The sequence below is a fragment of the Pelotomaculum propionicicum genome, from assembly GCF_048984525.1.
GTDB lineage: Bacteria > Bacillota > Desulfotomaculia > Desulfotomaculales > Pelotomaculaceae > Syntrophopropionicum > Syntrophopropionicum propionicicum_A.
On record NZ_JBMGJC010000005.1, the window covers coordinates 193,254 to 212,805 of the forward strand.

The following is a 19,552-nucleotide window of genomic DNA, read 5'->3' on the forward strand; positions in this document are numbered from 1 at the left end:
CCAAACTAAAGGTTAAACCCGCCGTATTTTTTAAAATGCGCCGCCAGGCCGCCGTCATTCAGGATTTTGATCATTACTTCCGGCAGCGGCTTGATTGGTATGGCAGTCCCTTTTGTCCTGTTGGTAATCACACCGGCAGCGAGGTCCACTAACAGCTCGTCGCCCGGGTCAATACGGTCTGTATCACATTCCACCACGGGCAAACCGGTATTAATGGCGTTGCGGTAGAAAATACGGGCGAATGATTTGGCCAGGACCGCTCCCACACCGGCAAACTTGATGGCCAGGGGGGCCTGTTCCCTGGATGACCCGCAGCCAAAATTCGAACCGGCCACTATGAAATCGCCGCCTGCCACTTTTTCATAGAAATTGGGATCGAGGTCCTCCATAACGTGTTTGGCCAGTTCTTTCATGTCCAGGGTTTTAAATTTGTACTTGCCCGATATAATGTAGTCGGTATTTACGTCATCCCCGAATTTATGGGCTCTGCCGCTAAACTGCATAACAACACCTCATAAGCATTTATTTAATTAATTTCACAGGATTCACAGGATTATAACGATTTACAGGATTTTTTAAACCCTATTTAATAAACCTAACCTATAATTACTTTCTTAATCAACAGAACAACACTAATTCTATAATCTTTTATGTGAAAATGTACGAATCGCAACTACGAATTTCCATTCATGTCTTTTGATGGGTAGATCATTAGTGATTAATCCTGTTAATCCTATTTTAATCTTGTTAATCCTGTAGAAATTCTTTAAAGAAACTCCCGCGGGTCGGTAATTTTCCCGGTTAGCGCGCTGGCCGCCACTGTGGCCGGTGAAGCCAGGTATATCTCCGCGTTGGAGTTGCCCATGCGCCCTTTAAAATTCCGGTTGGCGGTGGAGATCACAGTTTCATTGTCAGAAGGCACGCCGTTGTGCGTCCCCACGCAGGGGCCGCAGCCGGGCGTGACCAGGGCCGCTCCCGCTTCCACCAGCGACTGGATAATCCCTTCCCCCATGGCGTCTAAAAAGACCCGGCGGGAAGATGGCGCCACGATCAGCCTGACCTCGCGGTGTACTTTCCGTCCTCTGAGGATGCCGGCGGCGATACGCAGGTCTTCCAGCCGCCCGTTGGTGCAGGTCCCTATCACCGCCTGCTGGACAGGCTTTCCAGCCTCCCGGCTCACCGGCGCGACGTTGTCCACCCGGTGGGGCCTGGCCAGCTGAGGCTCAAGTTTCGAAACATCATACTCCAGCACCCGGGCGTAAACAGCGTCATGGTCAGCGGCCACAGGCCGGAATTCCCGTTTGGTAAACCGCCGCAGCCAGGCGAATGTCTTTTCGTCCGCTTCCATCAGCCCGGCTTTGGCCCCCATCTCTATAGCCATGTTGGAAATGGTGAAGCGGGCCTCCTGGGACATTGAGGAGATGGCGTCCCCTACATATTCAGTCGACATGTAAGTAGCCCCGTCTGCAGTTACATCTCCAATCAGATAAAGGACAAGGTCTTTTGAATAAACACCGGGCGGCAGTATTCCGCTGCAGACAAATTTTATTGTTTCCGGCACCTTAAACCACATCCGTCCGGAAATCATACCGCCGGCCAGGTCGGTCGAGCCGACCCCGGTGGAAAAAGCATTCAGGGCGCCGTAGGTACAGGTATGCGAGTCGGCGCCTATAACCAGGCACCCGGGGCCCACCTCCCCGCTCTCAGGCAGGACCTGGTGGCACACTCCCTCGCCTATGTCATAGAGGCGAAAATTCCTGGCCCCGGCAAACTCCCTCATCAGCTTGTGCAGGGCGGATACTCCCTCGTTTGGGCTGGGCGCGCTGTGGTCAATCACAAAGGCAACACGCTCCCTGTCAAAGACCTCCGCGCCTCCCATGTCGTTAAAAGCCCTGATAGCCAGGGGGGCGGTGCCGTCCTGCCCCATGACGTAGTCAACACCGGCCACTACGATGTCATTGGCATACGCCTCCTGCCCGCTCTTTGCAGACAGGATCTTTTCTATAATCGTCCGGCCCAATTTAATCCCTCTTTCCAAAAAAGTCTTCGTAGATATACATTAGCTCTTTATCGAAAAGCGGCCTTTTTATGGAAACCGTGTATGAACGGACTTTAGGCAGCATCTCGCTGGCCTGGTGCTCGGTCAGAAATATGCCAAACTCGGCGAATTTATTTTTCAAGGCCGATGTGCCGGAGTGCTTGCCGATGACGATCTGGCGCAAAAGGCCCACTTCTTCAGGATGAAAGGCTTCGTAGGTCTTTGGGTCCTTTTGCACGCCGTCAGCGTGAATGCCCGATTCATGAGCAAACATGTTCTTGCCCACGATTGCCTTCCACTTTGGCAGTTCCCTGCCCGAAGCCCTGGAGACGTACTCCGCCAGTTCCAAAAACATTTCAGTCTTAAAATAAAGGTCTAAATTGTGGAGATGCTTTAAAGCCATGACGACCTCTTCCAGGGCGGCGTTGCCCGCCCGCTCGCCGAGTCCCAAGACTGTAACCCCGATGTACTTTGCCCCCGCCCTGACTCCGGCCAGGGCGTTGGCCGTGGCCATGCCAAAGTCGTTATGGGTATGCATCTCGATATCAATATCCACCGCCTGCCTGATCTCTTTTATCCGTTCATAAATCGTGAACGGTTCCATAATGCCGACGGTGTCACAGTAGCGCAGGCGGTTCGCCCCCGCTTCCTTCGCGGCTTTGGCAAACTCGATCAGAAAATCCTTATCCGAGCGGGAGGCGTCTTCAGCATTAACTGAGATCTCCATCCCCTCCTTTTTAGCAAAGAGGGTAGCCTGAGTCATCTGTTCCAGGACCCTTTCCCGGGTCGTGTTCAACTTGTGCTTAATGTGGATGTCGGAAGTGGAAATTGAAATGGCAACCGCGTCGACACCGCAGTCTATGGAAGCTTCAATATCTTTAATCACGGGGCGGTTCCAGCCCATTATGCTCGCCTTCAAACCGGTCCGGCAGATGGCCCTGATCGCCTCTTTCTCGTCTCCGCCCATAACCGGCACGCCCGCCTCGATTTGCTGCACTCCCAATTCATCTAAAAGCCTGGCAATCCGGACCTTTTCCCTGTTGGCAAATACCACCCCCGCCGTTTGTTCCCCGTCCCTCAGCGTAGTGTCCACTATGATAATGTCTTTGTTCATTATTAATCAACTCCTCAACTGATTAATGATTATGCGCGTTATGATAAAGTAGTCGAGGCAGCCTTTGGTATTAATTAAAATACTATCATAAATCCTTTTGACAAAAAAGTTTAAATTTTTAGATTATTTTTGATCGAAATAATAAATAACCCGTAAGATCAACATTTTTAAACGCTGTCTTGCGGGTTATTTTTTATTGCTTAGTGCTGGCCGGGGTAACTATCCCTCCGCCTGCCTATTTTTTTGTGCTCATATTTTTTTTAGGATTATTTTGTTTTTCTGTTTCACTATCATCTTTTCTTCCTTGCCTGAGAGACTCAAATTCTTGCTTGAAAAAGACCATCCACATAATAGCCAGGGCGACAGCAAAGCTGAAATAAATCTCCCAGTTATTTATTAACCAGTCCATGTCCTTTCCCGCCTCCGATCAATTTGATTATGTGCTGGACGTTTTTCCCTCTTTTACACCAGGATGCTTCGGGCACTATGGAGTTGCTTTACTTAAAGCTTCTCTTTTAACAGCTTGTTTACCATTTCAGGGTTCGCCTTGCCTTTCGTGGCCTTCATCACCTGGCCGACCAAAAATCCCAGGGCGCGCTCCTTGCCGGCTTTAAAGTCCTCCACCGGCCCGGGGTTCCTGGCCAGCACTTCATCCACTATGGCGACAATTGCGCTTTTATCGCTGATTTGGACCAGGCCTTTTTCTTTTACGATGGTTTCGGGGTCTTTGCCGCCGGCAAACATCTCTTCAAAGACTGTTTTGGCGATTTTTCCGCTGATCGTGCCCTTGTCGATCAGGCCCAGCAGGGAGGCCAGGTTTCCCGGCGTGATTTTGCATTCGGTTATTTCTATACCGTTCAGGTTAAGCAACCTGGTGAGATCTCCCATAATCCAGTTGCTGACCGCTTTAGGGTTCGGGCAGGCCTTTACACAGTCCTCAAAATAGTCGGCCAGATCCTTGGTGTTGGTGAGGATCGCGGCGTCATAATCCGGCAGGCCGTACTCTTTAATATAACGTTCCCTGCGCTGGTCAGGCAGTTCCGGCAGGGAAGCGCGGATATCTTCCACCCACTGCCTGTCAATCAGCATCGGGACCAGGTCGGGGTCGGGCAGGTAACGGTAGTCGTGGGCGTACTCCTTGCTGCGCATCGACAGGGTCTCACCTTTTCCCTCATCCCAGGTGCGGGTTTCCTGGATGATCTTCCCGCCGGCGTCAAGTGTCTTGATCTGACGTTCTACTTCATAGGCCAGTGACCTCTGGAGGGATTTAAAAGAGTTGAGGTTTTTTATTTCAGCTTTAGTGCCAAAGCTGTCCGTCCCTACCGGCCTGACCGATATGTTGGCGTCGCAGCGCAGGCTGCCCTCTTCCATTTTGCAGTCGGAGACACCGGTGTACAGAATAACGGCCCTGAGTTTTTCCATGTACTGGCGGGCCTCTTCCGGCGAGCGCAGGTCCGGTTCGGAGACGATTTCGATCAAGGGCACGCCGGCCCGGTTGTAATCCACCAGGGAGAACGGTGTTGTGGTGATGGTCCCCTGGTGCACCAGCTTGCCGGTATCCTCCTCCATATGAAGGCGGGTGATGCCGATTTTCTTCGGCCCGTTTTCTGTATCAATTTCCAGGTGGCCGTGCTCGGCGATCGGCAGGTCATACTGTGAGATCTGGTAGTTCTTTGGCATATCGGGATAATAGTAATTCTTCCGGTCAAATTTCGAAAACTCCGCTACTTCACAGTTAAGCGCCAGGGCCGCTCTTATGGCGTACTCCACTACCTTCTTGTTGACCACGGGCAAGACGCCGGGCAGGCCGAGGCAGACCGGACAGACATGGGTATTCGGGTCGCCTCCGAACTCGGTGGTGGAATCACAGAATATTTTGGACCTGGTTTTAAGCTCTATATGTACTTCCAGGCCTATTACAGTTTCATACTGGGGCAAAACTTTTACCTCCTCTAGTTTAAAAAACAATATCACATGATTTACAAGATTTTAAAGATTTACAGGATTTGTTTATAAAAATTATATTAATAATATATTCATGTGATTAAATGCTTTAACTCAAACTAAACTAGTTTTATTTAATCTTGTTAATCTTATTAATCCAGTTAATCCTGTGAATACAATTTTTTTACAACTCCGGAAACTGTTTGTGATAATCAGTATTCTGCTCGAAGGAGTACGCCGGCCGGAGCAGTGTTCCCTCGTCGAAGTGTTTGCCCATCAGCTGCAGGCCAACCGGCATCCCCCCGGCAAAACCGCAGGGTATGGATATCCCCGGTATGCCGGCCAGGTTTACCGAAATCGTACATATATCAGACAGGTACATCTGGAGCGGGTCATCCGTTTTCTCGCCGATGTGGAATGCTGTGGTGGGTGAAACGGGTGACAGAAGCAGGTCGTATTTTTCAAAAGCGCGGTCAAAATCCTCCTTGATCAGGGTGCGCACCTTGAGCGCCTTCAGGTAGTAAGCATCGTAATACCCCGCTGATAGCGCGTAAGTCCCCAGCATGATCCGCCTTTTGACTTCATTGCCAAATCCCAGGCTGCGGGTATTCATAAACATGTCTATGACATCCTCCGCTTCTTTCGCGCGTATGCCGTAACGCACCCCGTCGTAGCGGGCCAGGTTAGAACTGGCCTCGGCCGGTGCGATCAGGTAGTATGTGGGCAGGGCGTACTCGGTATGGGGCAGGCTGGTATATTCCACCACGGCGCCGAGAGACTCCATTTTTTCCATCGCTTTTAATATGACGCTCTGCACTTCCGGGTCTATTCCTTCCGCCATGTATTCCTCGGGCACACCCATTTTCAAGCCTCGCACATTGTCCTTTAAAAAACCGCTGTAGTCCGCCACCGGGTATTTGGCCGAGGTGGAGTCCAGCGGGTCGTGGCCGCATATAGCGTTCAGCATTAAGGCACAGTCGGTAACATCCCTGGCAAAAGGTCCGATCTGGTCGAGGGAAGAAGCGTAAGCGATCAGGCCGTAACGTGAAACAGCGCCGTAAGTCGGCTTCATGCCGACAACACCGCAAAAAGAGGCCGGCAGCCTGATCGAGCCCCCTGTATCCGACCCGAGGGAGCATACGGCCTCGCCTGCGGCAACCGCGGCCGCGGAACCCCCGCTGGAGCCGCCGGGCACCCTGCCGGTATCCCAGGGGTTTTTGGTTGTAAAGAAGCCTGAGTTTTCCGTGGAAGAACCCATCGCAAATTCGTCCAGGTTTGTTTTGCCGACTAAAGCGGCGCCGGCAGCGTCCAGTTTTTTCACCACGGTGGCGCTGTACGGCGGAATGAAATTAGACAGGATTTTCGAACCGGCTGTAGTCTTAACGCCGTAAGTGCACATGTTGTCTTTTATTGCCACGGGGATACCGGAAAGGGGAGAAATTTTTTCACCATTTTTGATCTGCTGGTCAACAGCGCGGGCCTGGTCAAGGGCGTTTTCCCTTGTCCTGGTAATATAAGCCCCAATCTTATCCTCAACTGATTCGACCCTGTCTAAAACAGCCTTGTTTAATTCCTCCGCTGAAATTTCTTTTTTTATTAAAAGATCATGGAGTTCGTGCGCAGTGCGCAGAAATAGCCGCAATTAATTCGCCTCCCAAAGGTCATAGGTTGTCCAACCCGGGTCTATATTTATCATCTCTTAAACAATTTTCGGCACTTTGAAAAAGTTTTCGTCCCGGTCAGGACAGTTGGCAAGCGCCTCTTCACGGGAAATATGCTGGCCCACCCAGTCCTCGCGAAAGACATTTTTCAGGGGCAGCACATGGGCTGTCGGCTGCACATTTTCCGTATCCAGGCGCTCCAAAAATTGAAAATGTTCCAATATGTCATTCAGCTGCTTTGTGTACAAATCTTTCTCCTGCTCGGTCAATTTCAGCCTTCCCAGCAATGCAACGTGTTCAACATCTTTTTTTGTGATCAAGTTCTCACCTTCTCCTATTTCAGCTAAAAAACAAGCGTTTTCTAATAAAATTAAGGTTGCAGTGGTAAATATCTTCAATATTATATCATAACGCAGTTGTGTTTCAAATACGCGGGTATTTAGGATAAACCAAGGGAACGAGAGAAATGAGACGGGGGACCTGGGAGCCGCAGATACGTCTTCAGTAAGTAAACTTAAATGGGGACGCGCCCTTTGAGATGTGAGAAATATGGGTTAACTTTAAAACCAGACCCACACATTCTTGCCCAGTAGTTTAATAAATACAGGCACCAGTTCAGGATCAAACTGCACTCCTTTACATCTATTGATTTCAGCGATGGCATCTTCGTGTGGCATAGCTTTCCGGTAGGGGCGGTCGCTGGTCATGGCGTCGTAGGCGTCAGCTATAGCCAGGATCCTGCACTCCAGAGGGATATTTTGCCCTTTTAGTTTAAGCGGATATCCCGTTCCGTTCCACCACTCATGGTGTTTGAGTATAAACTCTGCTATTGGCGCCAGGTCAGGCGCGGACATGGCGATGCGGTGTCCGATTTCACTATGCCGCTGCATTTCTCTGGCTTCTTCTGAAGTCAGAGGACCCCGTTTAAAAAGGATGCTGTCCGGAATCCCCACTTTGCCGATGTCGTGGAACTGTGCTAAAAGCCTTAATTCGGTGATTTTGCTCTCAGGCATGGAAATTGCCCTGGCCAGCCCTGTAACCAGGTCCTGCAGGCGTTCGGCATGGCCTTCCGTTATGAAGTCCCTTGCCTCCAGGGCTTTCTTCAAAGTTTGCACTATGGCGCTGCGGCCGCTCTGGCTGCAGTGCAGCTTTTCCCGGTACATGTTGTTGTCCGCTACCTTGAAGATCTCATTCATGCTCGTGTCCGGGTCGGTTTTTACTGCAAATCCGACAGAAATACTCAAGGGCAGCTCGGGGTTGGTTGAGTTGTAGTTCTCTATGGCCTTCCCAATCCTGCCGCATGCTTGTTTTACAGTATCCTCGCCGCCTTCTGAAAAAAGGACCGCGAACTCATCCCCGCCGATACGCGCTACCATATCGCTCTCACGGAAAGAACTCTTTATCACACCGGCGGCGGCGACAAGCAGCGAGTCTCCCTTTTCGTGCCCCAGCGTGTCATTGACAAGCTTGAGCCCGTCAACATCACACACAACAATACAAACCGGATATTTGCGTCCAACCTCGGCCCTGCGCATTTCCTGTTCAAAGTAAGCCCGGTTGTAAAGTCCTGTAAGGGGATCGTGCAGGCTGAGGTGTCTCAGCTGTTCCTCCGCCTGCCTGCGCGCTGTAACATCACGTACAATACCTTCAATCGCCAGTAGGTTATTATCTTCATCATAAAATGCGACTTCCCGATGTTCAGCCCAGAATACCATACCGTTTTTATGTACCCAGCGCATGATATGAGGAGCGTTATCCCTGGGGGGATTTTTAAAAAAGCTTACCCTGTCCGGGTAGTCATCAGGGTGTGAAATTTTATTTGTAATCTGAGGATCAGCATAAAACTCCTCAGGGGTGTAGCCGCTTATGCTGATAACCGAAGGGCTTATATACTCAAACCCCGGTGATGGCAGGTAGCGGTAGCGATATATGACGTCCTGCGCGTTTTCAGCCAGTGCGCGAAAACGCACCTCGTCTTGCTCTAGTTTTTGCTGGGTTTGCTCAAGGTTTGCCAGCATTCCGTTTATTGCCGCGGCCAGGCCGGACAACTCATCCTTCCCGGTCACCTGCAGGCGCGCGGAAAGATCACTACGGTCCCCAATTGCGATTACGCTGTCGCTAATCATTTCCAGCCGTGACAACACCATTTTTCTAAGCAGCAGAAGGATGACATAGAGACATATGGTCCCTGCTAACACCAGCGAGAAAACAAAGTATGCCACGCTGGTTTCTCCCTGCTTGTAAACATCCCTTGGCCAATCTATTCTAAGCAACAGGGCCGGGTCGCCATAAATGTCGTTGATCATGGCGTAACCCGCGATTGTTTCCTTGTCCAACGGCCTTACGTATTCTGTTATTTCCTCGGAAAGGTTGTCCATAGCCAGGCTCATATCCGGTGGAACCTCTGGATCGTTTAACTGGTGGACAGTAACTGATAAGTGTGTTTGGCCCGACAAATATGAGATTTCATTTGCATCAAGGTAACGTCCCATAATCAGAGTGCCGCGTACCGGGCCTCCGAAATTGCTGGTTACAATGGGTCTTGACGCAATAAGCATTGGCCCCTCTGGCAGGAGTATAACCCCTGCGATACCGCTCGTGGGATCGGAGTGTTTCAATATGGGGTCGTTTATATGGAAATGTTCCAGCAGTGAATTGGGAACAGCTAACGGCTCGTTGTCATTGTTTATATCTATGCCCTTACTGAAAACCACCTGGCCGGTTGAGTTAATATAAACGATGTAATTAATTTTTATAGCTGAAATGCTTTCATCCAATAGATTTCTTTCAATATATTCATTATTAACGTCCTCGATGAAGTCATAAGTATCATCCCAGGCGGACCAATCTGTAGCTGTGCGGGACAAGGAAAACTGTTCTTCCGCCAAATAATCCAGGACTCTCTGAATATTGATCCGGGTGTTCTGTTCCTCCAGCCTGGCAAAACTGCTTGTAATTATAAACCTGGAGGCAGCAAAAAGAATAGCGATCAGGCTAAAAAATGTAAGTCCTGCAATTAAAACCATTTTAGTACGCAGTTTCATAGCCTGACCTCCGCAAAAGTCAAAATAGCGTTCCTGATTTTTATCCCTTAATTAGCGGTCACTGATAAAAATAAACTTCATTACTTTATACAGGTAAAATTAGACAATAAATCAATATTATCATCGGTATAATATTGTTTTCGCTTTAATTAAAATACCTGTTTTTTCACAAATAACTTCATGCAATATATAGCTTAATAACATTTGCTACTTAAAATATTAAAAACGGCCGGTAAGCCGTTTAAATGATAAAAAATGAATTTTTAATGGATAATCAACATTTTTAGTCCATGCCGGTTATTTCCCTGAATCCTTTTTCGTCCAATATGGGGATGCCTAAAGCCAGTGCTTTGTCATACTTTGAGCCTGGTTTATCCCCTGCCACGACATAATCAGTGCTGCGGCTGGCGCTGGAAGATACTTTACCACCCAGCCTTTCCACAATTTCCTGGGCTTCCTGGCGGCTGAAATTCTCCAGGGCGCCGGTCAGGACGAAAACCTTCCCGGCCAGCATGCCGCTGCCGCTGCCTTTTTTCTCTGCCCGGGTATTGACACCTGCTTTGACAAGCTTATCTATAACCTGCACGTTCTGCTCTTGTGCAAAAAAAGATACGATGCTGGAGGCGATCTTGGGGCCGATTTCGGGAATGGCTATCAGGTCTTCTTCCTTTGCGCCCATCAAAATTTCAAGGGATTCATAGCGTTCAGCCAGGATCTTTGCCGCCCTCTCACCCACGTGACGGATTCCCAGGGCGAAGATCAGCCTTGACAGGGAATTTTTTTTGCTTGCTTCCACAGCCCCCAACAAATTTTGAACTGACTTTGGCCCCATCCTCTCAAGGGCCACAAGGTCTTCATAACGCAGGCTGTACAGGTCAGCCGGATCGTGTATAAGACCTCCCGCAAGGATCTGGGCCAGCACAGCCGGGCCTAATCCGGTAATGTCCATGGTATTGCGTGATGAGAAGTGGATTAATCCCTCCCACAGCTTGGCCGGGCAGGCCATGTTCGTGCAGCGCACCGCCGCCTCCCCTTCAGCCCGCACAACCCTGGAGCCGCATGAAGGGCATTCTGACGGCATCGACCAGACCTTTTCATTACCTTTCCTTTCATCGGGCAGGACGGCAATGACCTCGGGAATTATGTCTCCCGCTTTCTGGATCAGCACTCTGTCGCCGATGCGGATGTCTTTTTCGCGTATGTTATCTTCATTATGTAAAGTCGCCCTGCTTACCGTGGTGCCCGCTACCCGTACCGGCTCCATTTCCGCGGTAGGAGTAAGGGCGCCGGTGCGTCCCACCCGCACAAAAATATTCTTCACAGTAGTAACCGCCTGCTCAGGCGGAAACTTATAAGCTATGGCCCAGCGGGGGCTTTTCATAGTCGCTCCCAGCCTCTGCTGCTGGCCAAGAGAGCTGACTTTTATGACCAGCCCGTCAACCGCGTAAGGCAGGTCAAAGCGGCGGGACTTCCAATCCAGGCAGAATTTTATAACTTCGTCCATGTTATCAAATAGATGGAACTCGTTAACCCTGAAACCAAGTTCTTTTAACAGTTTTAATACCTCGCTGTGATCACTCGGGTCAACCCCCTCATTGTACCCGATACCGTATACAAAGAGGTTCAGCCCGCGGGAAGCAGTAATCCTCGGATCGAGCTGGCGCAGGGTCCCGGCCGCGGCGTTGCGGGGGTTGGCAAAGAGTGGTTCGCCTGTTTCCTCCCTGGCCTCGTTCAGCTTGGCGAAAGAATCTTTCGACATATAGGCTTCTCCCCTTACTTCCAGGGCCGGCACCATCCTGCGGAGCCGCAGCGGCACACTTCTTATGGTCTTCAGATTCTCGCTGATATCCTCGCCTGTCTCACCGTCTCCGCGGGTGGCTCCCCTTGAAAAAAGGCCGTTTTCATAAAAAAGTGAAACAGCAAGGCCGTCAATTTTGGGTTCCACAACATACCTGACATGCTCATCGAGCAGCGCCTGGCGCACCCGCCGGTCAAAATCCCTTAACTCTCCTTCATCAAAAGCATTAGCCAGGCTCATCATCGGAGACAGGTGGCGCACTGTGGCAAACCCTTCTCTCGGCCGTCCGCCTACCCTCTGCGTTGGTGAATAGGGACTGGCCAGAGAGGGATATTGCTTTTCAAGCTTCTCCAGCTCCCTTATCATTTGATCATAACGGGCGTCTGATATAACCGGGTCGTCTATAACGTAATAACGGTAATTATGGGCCTCGATTTCTTCGCTTAAGGCTTCGATCCTCTCCCTGGCCCGTTCAATGTCCTTGTTCATTACTACACCTCCTGGGAATATTTCTCAGGTGCCATTGTTATGTGAGGCTGTTTCAAAAATCCAACCCATTAGGAATACCCGGACTCTCACGTCTCACGTCTCATTTCTCACGACTCACTACGCCAGCAGGGCGGCAACATATTTGACCAGATAGGCTGAAGGCAGGAATATCAGCTGGGCAAAGACCGTACCCAGGATCCTCGTGAGAGTGAGGTATAGGACCATTTGTTTCACATCTTCATCGCCCCGTTCCTCCCGCAAAGCCTGGTCTGTAATGGCCGCGGCGGTGGGTTCTACCACCGTCGCCGCGAGAATGGTGGCTACTCCGTTAACCACCGCTGAAAGCAGGGTGGCGGTGGAGCGAAAACCGGGGAAAAGCGCCCCCGCGTAAATAGCGGAAAGGACCCCGGTGGTATAAACGCCTGTAACGATAATATTTAAAAACAAGAAGGTCTTGGGGATGGCCATTTTCTTTTTTGCCGCGAGTTTAAGAGAACTCCTGCCCGCCAGGTAAATTTGGCCGCCGGCTTTCATAAACCGGCGGGGTGAAATAATAATACTGCCCAGCATGCGTGGCACTGAGCCGGTTTCTTCGAATAAAAAGATAGCCCGGTTGAATATATTCACAAAAGCGGGGATCAGGGCCGCGGCAATTATAGTACCCGCGGTCGCAGCCAGGATCACTATCCGTATGTTATCGCTGAGTGATACTAGCAGAGCCTGGTAGGCGGCGCTGTTAACCAGCTGCGCGTCTGTCACCCTGGCCCCCGTCTGCGTCTGCCCGGTTTTAATTACCATCTCCACAATAGAGGCCAGGATCGGCGCCTGGATGGTATTGGCGGTGCTGGCTACCAGAAATATCACGTTAAAAATAGAAAAGGCCGTGGCCAGCCGCCGGGTGCGGACACCCGATATACGTATCGCGTAAGCCAGGGTATTGATAAAATGGATAACCGCCGTAAGTGCGGCCACGATCAGGAGACGGTCCATAATCCCTCCGAAAACGGTCTAACAATAGTATTGCCATCGGGGACATATCTCTGACATCAAAGTAAGACCTGTGAGAAAGATGTGTCCCCGTTCCGCTGTCATTGTATGTTTTATTAACACACGAGTATTCTTGACATTGGTGTTATTTCCGACGTCTGACATCAGACGACTGATGACTGAATTGTGTCCCCAATCCGCTGTAAAATGCGACAGTCGAGTACCGTCCCCGCTGTCGCACAGTATTCACTCGTCCCAGTCACCATCCGCCTTCTCCAGCGGCGCGTATTTTGCCAGCAGCACTTTTATGCCCTGGTCCGGAAAGGCCACATGGTATTCCGTGTCATCGCCCTCTCCCCGTACGCCAACAATCAAACCGTGGCCCCATTTACAGTGCCTGACCTTGTCGCCGAGAATAAACAGCTGTAGCCCTGCAATCTTTTTAGATGCCTTGAATCCAGTCCCTTTCATCCCTGCCCGGCCTTTTTCACCTGCTTCATCCAGGAAGTCGTCGCCGCTTACCAGGTGGGGGGGGATCTCCTCAAGAAAGCGGGATGGCTTGTTGTACCGCTCACTGCCGAAAAGAGTCCTCTTCCAGCAGTGGGTAAGGTAAAGGCGTTCCATAGCCCTGGTCACACCGACATAGCACAACCGGCGTTCCTCTTCCAGTTCACCCGGTTCCAGCAGTGAGCGGGAATGGGGAAATACACCCTCCTCCAGGCCGGCCAGAAATACAACCGGAAATTCCAGTCCTTTGGCGCTGTGCAGCGTCATCAGGGCAACCTGGTCGCTCTCCGCGTCGTACTTGTCCAGGTCGGTTACCAGGGCTATGTTCTCAAGAAAACTCCTGAGTCCCTTTTCCTCGGCATCCCTGTCAAATTCCATGGTCCCGGATATAAATTCGTCCAGGTTTTCCAGCCTGGTGCGTGACTCCACGGTGTTCTCATCCAGCAGTTCCTTGCGGTACCCGGTTTGTTCCATCACTTCCCTCGCGAGGTCGGTGACCGCGCCGTCAGGGAGCTCTTCTGTTAAACTCTGGATCAGCAGGCCCAGATCGCCGCAAGCCGTCCTGACTTTGGTGGAAAGCCCGTCGATCTCAGCTGACCTTACCAGTGCTTCCACCGGAGTAATGACATGCTTTTCAGCAAAAGAGATAATTTTGCTCAAAGAGGCCTGCCCGACACCGCGCCTGGGCACATTTATTATTCTGGCCAGGCTGACCGCGTCCCTGTGGTTTACGATCAACCTTAGGTAGGCCAGTATGTCTTTTATCTCTTTCCGGGCGTAAAATTTCAAGCCCCCGATAATGGTATAAGGCAGGCCCGCCCGGACAAAAATTTCCTCGATCACCCGCGACTGGGCATGGGTGCGGTAAAGCACGGCAAAATGGCGGTAAGGCCTGTTTTCAATTTCTTTTAAACGGAAAATCTTCCTCGCTATATAATCGGCCTCGCTGTGTTCGTCCTCGCAAAAAAAGTTTACCAGGCCGGGTCCGGGTCCGGACGAGGTCCATAGGCGTTTTTCCTTGCGGTTTTCGTTGTTTTTGATAATATGGTTGGCCGCTTCCAGTATCTGTCCCGTTGACCGGTAATTTTGCTCAAGTTTTATTACCGCTGCCTCGGGGTAGTCTCTTTCAAAACTTAAAATATTTTTGATATCCGCGCCCCGCCAGCTGTAAATACCCTGGTCAGGGTCCCCTACCGCGAATAAATTGCGGTGAACGCCAGCCAGCAGGTTTACGAAAACATACTGGGCATGGTCGGTATCCTGGTATTCATCGACCAATATGTAGCGGAAGCGGTCCTGGTAGTACGCCAGAACCTGGGGGTACTCCCGGAAAAGCCGCACCGTGTAAAAAATAAGATCGTCAAAATCCACAGCGTTGTTCCGCCGCAGTTTTTCCTGGTACAGGACATAGACCCTGCTGGCATTCCGGTTAAAATTATCGTACGCGTACCTTTCATAATCACCAGCGTCCAACAGCTGGTTTTTAGCCTGGGAAATAGCCGAAGCTACTGCCCGGGGCGGATATTTCTTATCGTCGATATCAAGCTCTTTGATACATTCCTTAACGACGGTAAGCTGGTCATCGCTGTCGTAGATTACAAAATCGCGGCTGCGCCCGAAAAACTCCTCCTGCCGCCTTAAAATACGCAGGCAGGCGGCATGAAAGGTGCAAATCCAGATGTCACGCGACATCTCCGGCACCAGGTCCTCCACCCGCGACCTCATTTCCTGGGCCGCCTTGTTAGTAAAAGTGATGGCTAAAATGCGGTAGGGAGGGACCCGCCTTTCCTTTATAAGGTAGGCGGCCCGGCAGGTTAAAACCCTGGTCTTGCCGCTGCCGGCGCCGGCCAGGACCAGCAGCGGGCCGTCTCCGTATGTCACCGCCTCAACCTGGGCGGGATTAAGCTTGTTTAATACTTTCATCTATCCTCCAAAAATTTTAACATCTTATTTAATCATATAAATTCTAAGTAATAAGCGCAAATCCTTCACTTGAATCCGCGATGGCGCAATACAAAGTTCGTCGAATTTTGGGTTTTGACTGCCTATTTGCAATAATAATGTCGGCAGTAGTTAATTTCTGATGGCAAAACAGTACCGGAGTAGAATAATATCAGCAAAAACACAGCTGGTCTCAACTTTAACACTGTAATTATATTAAAAGGCAGGACTGTCAGCGTTAAGCCTTTAGTTCCCGCCATCTTTTTGGCTCAAGATTAGATTATTTAACTTGACCAAAAGACATCTCATCAATTTTAACGAAATTCCGCATAATTTCCAGTCAAGTGGCCTTACAACGTGCGGCAGCAACAAAGTCATTTAATGCTTCCCGCACCAACTCAGCGAACCGCCGGATATCCTCGGGCTTGATATCATTGTTATGGATCCCACAAGAAACGACAACCGGCGCATTTAGCCTGCTGGCCAGAAAATGGGCTGCCGGCCGGGCAATTTCATCTTCCTTGTGCCCCGTCAAGGTCAATACGGATACAGTAGCACTGGTTTGTTCCGGATTTTGCAGGCTCGGGCGCGGAATACCGAGAGCTATGGCCCCCAGGTGGGGAATTTCCCCGCCTGTAATAACCACGTTCCAATCCCTGCCCATGGCTACTGCCTGCAAAAGCACATGTAAACCTTCATATTCCTTACGTATTTCTATAATTCCCATCTCATCCAATCCTCTCGCATACGATTCAGGCCTGGCCCGTAACAAACTTTGGAAGAGAAGGAACTGATCTAAGTTTTATCACCTAGGTTTTTGTTTCTGCGTGCAGCCAGCTCAGCCAGCACATCACCCGGTTCCATATCATGCCAGGCCAGAAGCACGAACAGGTGATAGACGAGGTCGGCAGCCTCAGCGGCGATTTGATCCCTGCTGCCGTTTTTGGCTGCGATGATTACTTCCGTGGCCTCTTCGCCAATTTTCTTTAATATTTTATCCCCGCCCTGTTCAAACAGGTAAGCGGTATAGGACCCGGCTGGGCGGTTTTCACGCCTTGCAAGGATAGTCCTGTACAGCTCGTTTAATATATCATTTTTCTCCACTGTGATATCCTCAGACATTTATACCAGAACATCCATTAAGAAAGCGTCAGTATTTTTTGCCGTAAACCTGGTCCGGGTCGAATTGTCTCTCCCCTACCACGGTGACGTTCCCGTCCCGCTCAACGCGGTAGTGAAAACAGGAATAAAACCCTTCGTGGCACGCCGCCCCGTTTTGTTCGACCTTAACCAGCAGGGTGTCCCGGTCACAGTCGTATAAAACTTCCTTCACCTTCTGGACATTACCGGAGGTCTCACCTTTATGCCAGAAGGTTTTCCTGCTCCTGCTCCAAAACCAGGTTTCCCCGGTGACCAGGGTTTTTTCCAGCGCTTCCCTGTTCATATAAGCCATCATCAAAACCGCGCCGCCGTCACTGTCCTGGACGATGGCGGGAATAAGCCCGTCTTCGCTGTATTTCAACTTGCCCAAATCAAACATTTCTTTATACTTTCCCTTCAATAAGTTTCAATAATACACAATTTCCTGAGCGTATCCAAGCCATTCCGATCGGGGACATACCTCAGCATAAGAGGAATACCTGAAACAGAGGTGTGTCCCCATTCCTCTGTCAGTGTAACAACCTAAACAATCAGTTCCGCCACATGGTGTCCCCATTCCTATGTCTGGTACCATGCAACGATAAATGTTACCAGAAAAGCGTGTCAGAAGAACCGTCCCCTTGACACCGATCGGGGACATACTTCTGACTCTAGAGAAAAACTTATTAGTGAAGTGTGTCCCCATTCCTCTGTCATAGTAACTCATTCACAAGCAGTATCAATAAAGAGGTGTCCCTGGAGCAACCCTTCGGGCTAGTTAAATGCGCACCGGCAGACCTCGCGCTGACAGGTACTCTTTTGTCTCCCTGATCGAGTATTCGCCGAAATGATAGATCGACGCGGCCAGGGCCGCATCGGCTTCCCCCTCGGACAGCCCTTCAGCGATGTGCTCCAGGTTCCCAACGCCGCCCGAGGCGATAACAGGTATGTTTACCGACCTGGCTATTGTCCTGGTCAGGGCTATGTCATAACCGTCTTTTGTGCCGTCCCTGTCCATGCTGGTAAGCAGGATCTCACCGGCGCCCAGGGACTCGACCCGCCTGGCCCACCCAACGGCGTCAATGCCGGTAGGCGTGCGCCCGCCGTGTATATATACTTCCCAAAGTCCTGGCTCCCTCTGCCGGGCATCTATTGCCACCACTATGCACTGGCTGCCGAACCTGCCCGCCGCCTCAGCAACGAGTTCAGGGTTATTTACAGCGGCCGTGTTTATGGAAACTTTGTCCGCTCCGGCGCCAAGGGTCGCACGGATATCCTCGAGGCTGCGGATCCCGCCTCCGACAGTATAGGGTATAAACACTTCTCCCGCGGTGCGGTAAACCATGTCCAGGGTCGTTTGGCGTCTGTCGGAGGAAGCCGTTATATCCAGGAATACCAGCTCGTCGGCGCCCTCCCGGTCATAAAAGGCGGCTAACTCGACAGGATCGCCCGCGTCCCTGAGATCAACGAAGTTTGTGCCTTTAACCACCCTCCCGCCGGTAACATCTAGGCAGGGGATGATCCTTTTCTGTAGCATCAGCCAACCTCCGCTTCTTCCCCCGCCGCTATGGCCAGGGCTTCGCTGATGGTTACTGTCCCGGCGTAAAGCGCCTTGCCCATGATTACGGAATCAACCCCGTAAGGTTCAAGTTTTTTTAGCGTCCTCAGGTCATCGGGAGTTGAAACACCGCCTGAAGCTATGACCTTTAAACCGGTAGACCGGGCGAGTTCGCTGATAGCCTCAAAGTTCGGCCCCTGCAGAGTGCCGTCCCTCCTGATATCTGTAAAGACTACTCTGTTGATGCCGAGAGTTTTCATTTCACCGGCTAACTCAATAGTCTCTTTCTCTACTGTGACACCCCAGCCTTCAATGGCAACCCGCCCGTTGCGCCCGTCTATGCCCACCAGGACAGCGTCGCCGTACCTGGAGCAGGCTTCCGAAACCAGTTCAGGTTTTAAGATAGCCGACGTCCCCAGGATTACCCGCGCCGCGCCCAGTTCCAGGAGATGTTCCACGGAATGCATATTCCTAATGCCGCCGCCTATTTGTACCGGTATGGTCACCACAGAAAGGATTTCCTTAATAACGTCTAGATTTTTGGGCGAGCCGGAAAAGGCGCCGTCCAGATCAACAACATGCAGCATCCGGGCTCCTTTTGTCTGCCAGAGGGCCGCCATCGCCACCGGGTCGTCAGAATAGACGGTCTCCTGGTCAAGCCGCCCCTCCACCAGGCGAACGCATTTCCCTTCCCGCAGGTCAACGGCCGGGATAATTAACATAAATCAACCACTCTCCCGAAATTTTCTAATATCTTTAGGCCCAGGGCGCTGCTTTTTTCCGGGTGAAACTGGATTCCATAAACCTTCCCTTTGCCTACTATGGATGCAAAACGCGTCCCGTATTCCGTCAGCGCCAGGATCAGCTCTTTGTCTGACGGGTCAACCGCGTATGAATGGACAAAATAAAAAGAAGAATAATCGGGGATCCCTTCCAGCAGGGGGTCGGCCTTATTTATTTCAATCTGGTTCCAACCCATGTGGGGCACTTTAAGGCCTTCCGGCAGACGGCGCACCCGCCCCGGAAAAATGCCCAGGCCCTTGTTATAGCCCCATTCTTCGCTTGCTTCAAATAAAAGCTGCTGCCCCAGGCATATTCCCAGCAGCGGTTTCCCCGCATCAACAGCCCGGTGGATTGCTCCGACCATACCCGCGGCCCTCAGGTTTATCATCGCGTCGCCAAATGCTCCCACTCCGGGCAGCACCACTCCGTCCGCACCGTCCACCAGGGCAGGGTCCTCTACTACCGCCGCCTGAACGCCCACCTTTAAAAAACCCTTGTAGACGCTCCTGAGATTGCCCATCCCATAATCAATTATTGCGATCATTTTT

General features: G+C 51.0%; 17 protein-coding genes. All 17 read right to left on the bottom strand.

Features of this window, described 5'->3' with window-relative positions; all coding sequences use genetic code 11:
- Positions 1 to 5 precede the first annotated feature (5 nt).
- Positions 6 to 503 (bottom strand): 3-isopropylmalate dehydratase small subunit, encoded by a 498-nt coding sequence (locus tag ACOBQJ_RS07515; protein WP_421071120.1) that lies wholly within the window; start codon positions 501 to 503, stop codon positions 6 to 8.
- 263 nt (positions 504 to 766) lie between these two features.
- Entirely contained in the window at positions 767 to 2,020 is a 1,254-nt protein-coding gene (locus ACOBQJ_RS07520; RefSeq protein ID WP_421071121.1) for a 3-isopropylmalate dehydratase large subunit, read from the bottom strand.
- A gap of 1 nt (position 2,021) precedes the next feature.
- Positions 2,022 to 3,152 (bottom strand): homocitrate synthase, encoded by a 1,131-nt coding sequence (nifV, locus tag ACOBQJ_RS07525; RefSeq protein ID WP_421071122.1) that lies wholly within the window; start codon positions 3,150 to 3,152, stop codon positions 2,022 to 2,024.
- A gap of 235 nt (positions 3,153 to 3,387) precedes the next feature.
- Positions 3,388 to 3,561, bottom strand: coding sequence for a hypothetical protein (locus ACOBQJ_RS07530; protein WP_421071123.1), 174 nt, complete (start codon positions 3,559 to 3,561; stop codon positions 3,388 to 3,390).
- Positions 3,562 to 3,653: 92 nt separating this feature from the next.
- Positions 3,654 to 5,090 (bottom strand): Asp-tRNA(Asn)/Glu-tRNA(Gln) amidotransferase subunit GatB, encoded by a 1,437-nt coding sequence (gatB, locus tag ACOBQJ_RS07535; RefSeq protein ID WP_421071124.1) that lies wholly within the window; start codon positions 5,088 to 5,090, stop codon positions 3,654 to 3,656.
- A gap of 190 nt (positions 5,091 to 5,280) precedes the next feature.
- Positions 5,281 to 6,738: an Asp-tRNA(Asn)/Glu-tRNA(Gln) amidotransferase subunit GatA gene (gatA, locus tag ACOBQJ_RS07540; RefSeq protein WP_421071125.1), complete on the bottom strand. Its 1,458-nt coding sequence runs from the start codon at positions 6,736 to 6,738 to the stop codon at positions 5,281 to 5,283.
- 57 nt (positions 6,739 to 6,795) lie between these two features.
- Positions 6,796 to 7,077 carry an Asp-tRNA(Asn)/Glu-tRNA(Gln) amidotransferase subunit GatC gene (gene gatC, locus ACOBQJ_RS07545; protein WP_421071126.1) on the bottom strand — a complete coding sequence of 94 codons (282 nt, stop codon included), beginning with the start codon at positions 7,075 to 7,077 and terminating at the stop codon, positions 6,796 to 6,798.
- Between the two features lie 240 nt (positions 7,078 to 7,317).
- Positions 7,318 to 9,801 (bottom strand): CHASE4 domain-containing protein, encoded by a 2,484-nt coding sequence (locus ACOBQJ_RS07550; protein WP_421071127.1) that lies wholly within the window; start codon positions 9,799 to 9,801, stop codon positions 7,318 to 7,320.
- A gap of 283 nt (positions 9,802 to 10,084) precedes the next feature.
- Positions 10,085 to 12,088 (bottom strand): NAD-dependent DNA ligase LigA, encoded by a 2,004-nt coding sequence (gene ligA / locus ACOBQJ_RS07555; RefSeq protein ID WP_421071128.1) that lies wholly within the window; start codon positions 12,086 to 12,088, stop codon positions 10,085 to 10,087.
- A 117-nt stretch (positions 12,089 to 12,205) separates the two neighbouring features.
- A complete protein-coding gene (locus ACOBQJ_RS07560; protein ID WP_421071129.1) occupies positions 12,206 to 13,078 on the bottom strand; it encodes a lipid II flippase Amj family protein in 873 nt (290 codons plus the stop codon).
- A gap of 243 nt (positions 13,079 to 13,321) precedes the next feature.
- The gene (gene pcrA / locus ACOBQJ_RS07565) at positions 13,322 to 15,505 is read right to left on the bottom strand and encodes a DNA helicase PcrA (protein ID WP_421071130.1); all 2,184 of its coding nucleotides are present in this window, start codon (positions 15,503 to 15,505) and stop codon (positions 13,322 to 13,324) included.
- Between the two features lie 358 nt (positions 15,506 to 15,863).
- Positions 15,864 to 16,250 carry a proteasome assembly chaperone 4 family protein gene (locus ACOBQJ_RS07570; protein WP_421071131.1) on the bottom strand — a complete coding sequence of 129 codons (387 nt, stop codon included), beginning with the start codon at positions 16,248 to 16,250 and terminating at the stop codon, positions 15,864 to 15,866.
- Positions 16,251 to 16,318: 68 nt separating this feature from the next.
- The gene (gene hisE / locus ACOBQJ_RS07575) at positions 16,319 to 16,645 is read right to left on the bottom strand and encodes a phosphoribosyl-ATP diphosphatase (RefSeq protein ID WP_421071132.1); all 327 of its coding nucleotides are present in this window, start codon (positions 16,643 to 16,645) and stop codon (positions 16,319 to 16,321) included.
- A gap of 28 nt (positions 16,646 to 16,673) precedes the next feature.
- The gene (gene hisI, locus ACOBQJ_RS07580) at positions 16,674 to 17,063 is read right to left on the bottom strand and encodes a phosphoribosyl-AMP cyclohydrolase (protein ID WP_421071180.1); all 390 of its coding nucleotides are present in this window, start codon (positions 17,061 to 17,063) and stop codon (positions 16,674 to 16,676) included.
- Positions 17,064 to 17,441: 378 nt separating this feature from the next.
- Positions 17,442 to 18,200, bottom strand: coding sequence for an imidazole glycerol phosphate synthase subunit HisF (gene hisF / locus ACOBQJ_RS07585; protein ID WP_421071133.1), 759 nt, complete (start codon positions 18,198 to 18,200; stop codon positions 17,442 to 17,444).
- The gene (hisA, locus tag ACOBQJ_RS07590; protein ID WP_421071134.1) at positions 18,200 to 18,943 is read right to left on the bottom strand and encodes a 1-(5-phosphoribosyl)-5-[(5-phosphoribosylamino)methylideneamino]imidazole-4-carboxamide isomerase; all 744 of its coding nucleotides are present in this window, start codon (positions 18,941 to 18,943) and stop codon (positions 18,200 to 18,202) included. Before hisA ends, hisF begins: the two co-directional genes overlap by 1 nt.
- Positions 18,937 to 19,548: an imidazole glycerol phosphate synthase subunit HisH gene (gene hisH / locus ACOBQJ_RS07595; protein ID WP_421071135.1), complete on the bottom strand. Its 612-nt coding sequence runs from the start codon at positions 19,546 to 19,548 to the stop codon at positions 18,937 to 18,939. Before hisH ends, hisA begins: the two co-directional genes overlap by 7 nt.
- Positions 19,549 to 19,552: the final 4 nt, after the last annotated feature.

Bases quoted from the DNA above. Each gene is read 5' to 3' on its own strand.
- hisA (WP_421071134.1), bottom strand. From the start codon at position 18,943: ATGTTAATTATCCCGGCCGTTGACCTGCGGGAAGGGAAATGCGTTCGC.
- ligA (WP_421071128.1), bottom strand. From the start codon at position 12,088: ATGAACAAGGACATTGAACGGGCCAGGGAGAGGATCGAAGCCTTAAGC.
- hisF (WP_421071133.1), bottom strand. From the start codon at position 18,200: ATGCTACAGAAAAGGATCATCCCCTGCCTAGATGTTACCGGCGGGAGG.
- pcrA (WP_421071130.1), bottom strand. From the start codon at position 15,505: ATGAAAGTATTAAACAAGCTTAATCCCGCCCAGGTTGAGGCGGTGACA.
- hisH (WP_421071135.1), bottom strand. From the start codon at position 19,548: ATGATCGCAATAATTGATTATGGGATGGGCAATCTCAGGAGCGTCTAC.
- ACOBQJ_RS07560 (WP_421071129.1), bottom strand. From the start codon at position 13,078: ATGGACCGTCTCCTGATCGTGGCCGCACTTACGGCGGTTATCCATTTT.
- hisE (WP_421071132.1), bottom strand. From the start codon at position 16,645: ATGTCTGAGGATATCACAGTGGAGAAAAATGATATATTAAACGAGCTG.
- ACOBQJ_RS07550 (WP_421071127.1), bottom strand. From the start codon at position 9,801: ATGAAACTGCGTACTAAAATGGTTTTAATTGCAGGACTTACATTTTTT.
- hisI (WP_421071180.1), bottom strand. From the start codon at position 17,063: ATGTTTGATTTGGGCAAGTTGAAATACAGCGAAGACGGGCTTATTCCC.
- ACOBQJ_RS07515 (WP_421071120.1), bottom strand. From the start codon at position 503: ATGCAGTTTAGCGGCAGAGCCCATAAATTCGGGGATGACGTAAATACC.
- nifV (WP_421071122.1), bottom strand. From the start codon at position 3,152: ATGAACAAAGACATTATCATAGTGGACACTACGCTGAGGGACGGGGAA.
- ACOBQJ_RS07530 (WP_421071123.1), bottom strand. From the start codon at position 3,561: ATGGACTGGTTAATAAATAACTGGGAGATTTATTTCAGCTTTGCTGTC.
- ACOBQJ_RS07570 (WP_421071131.1), bottom strand. From the start codon at position 16,250: ATGGGAATTATAGAAATACGTAAGGAATATGAAGGTTTACATGTGCTT.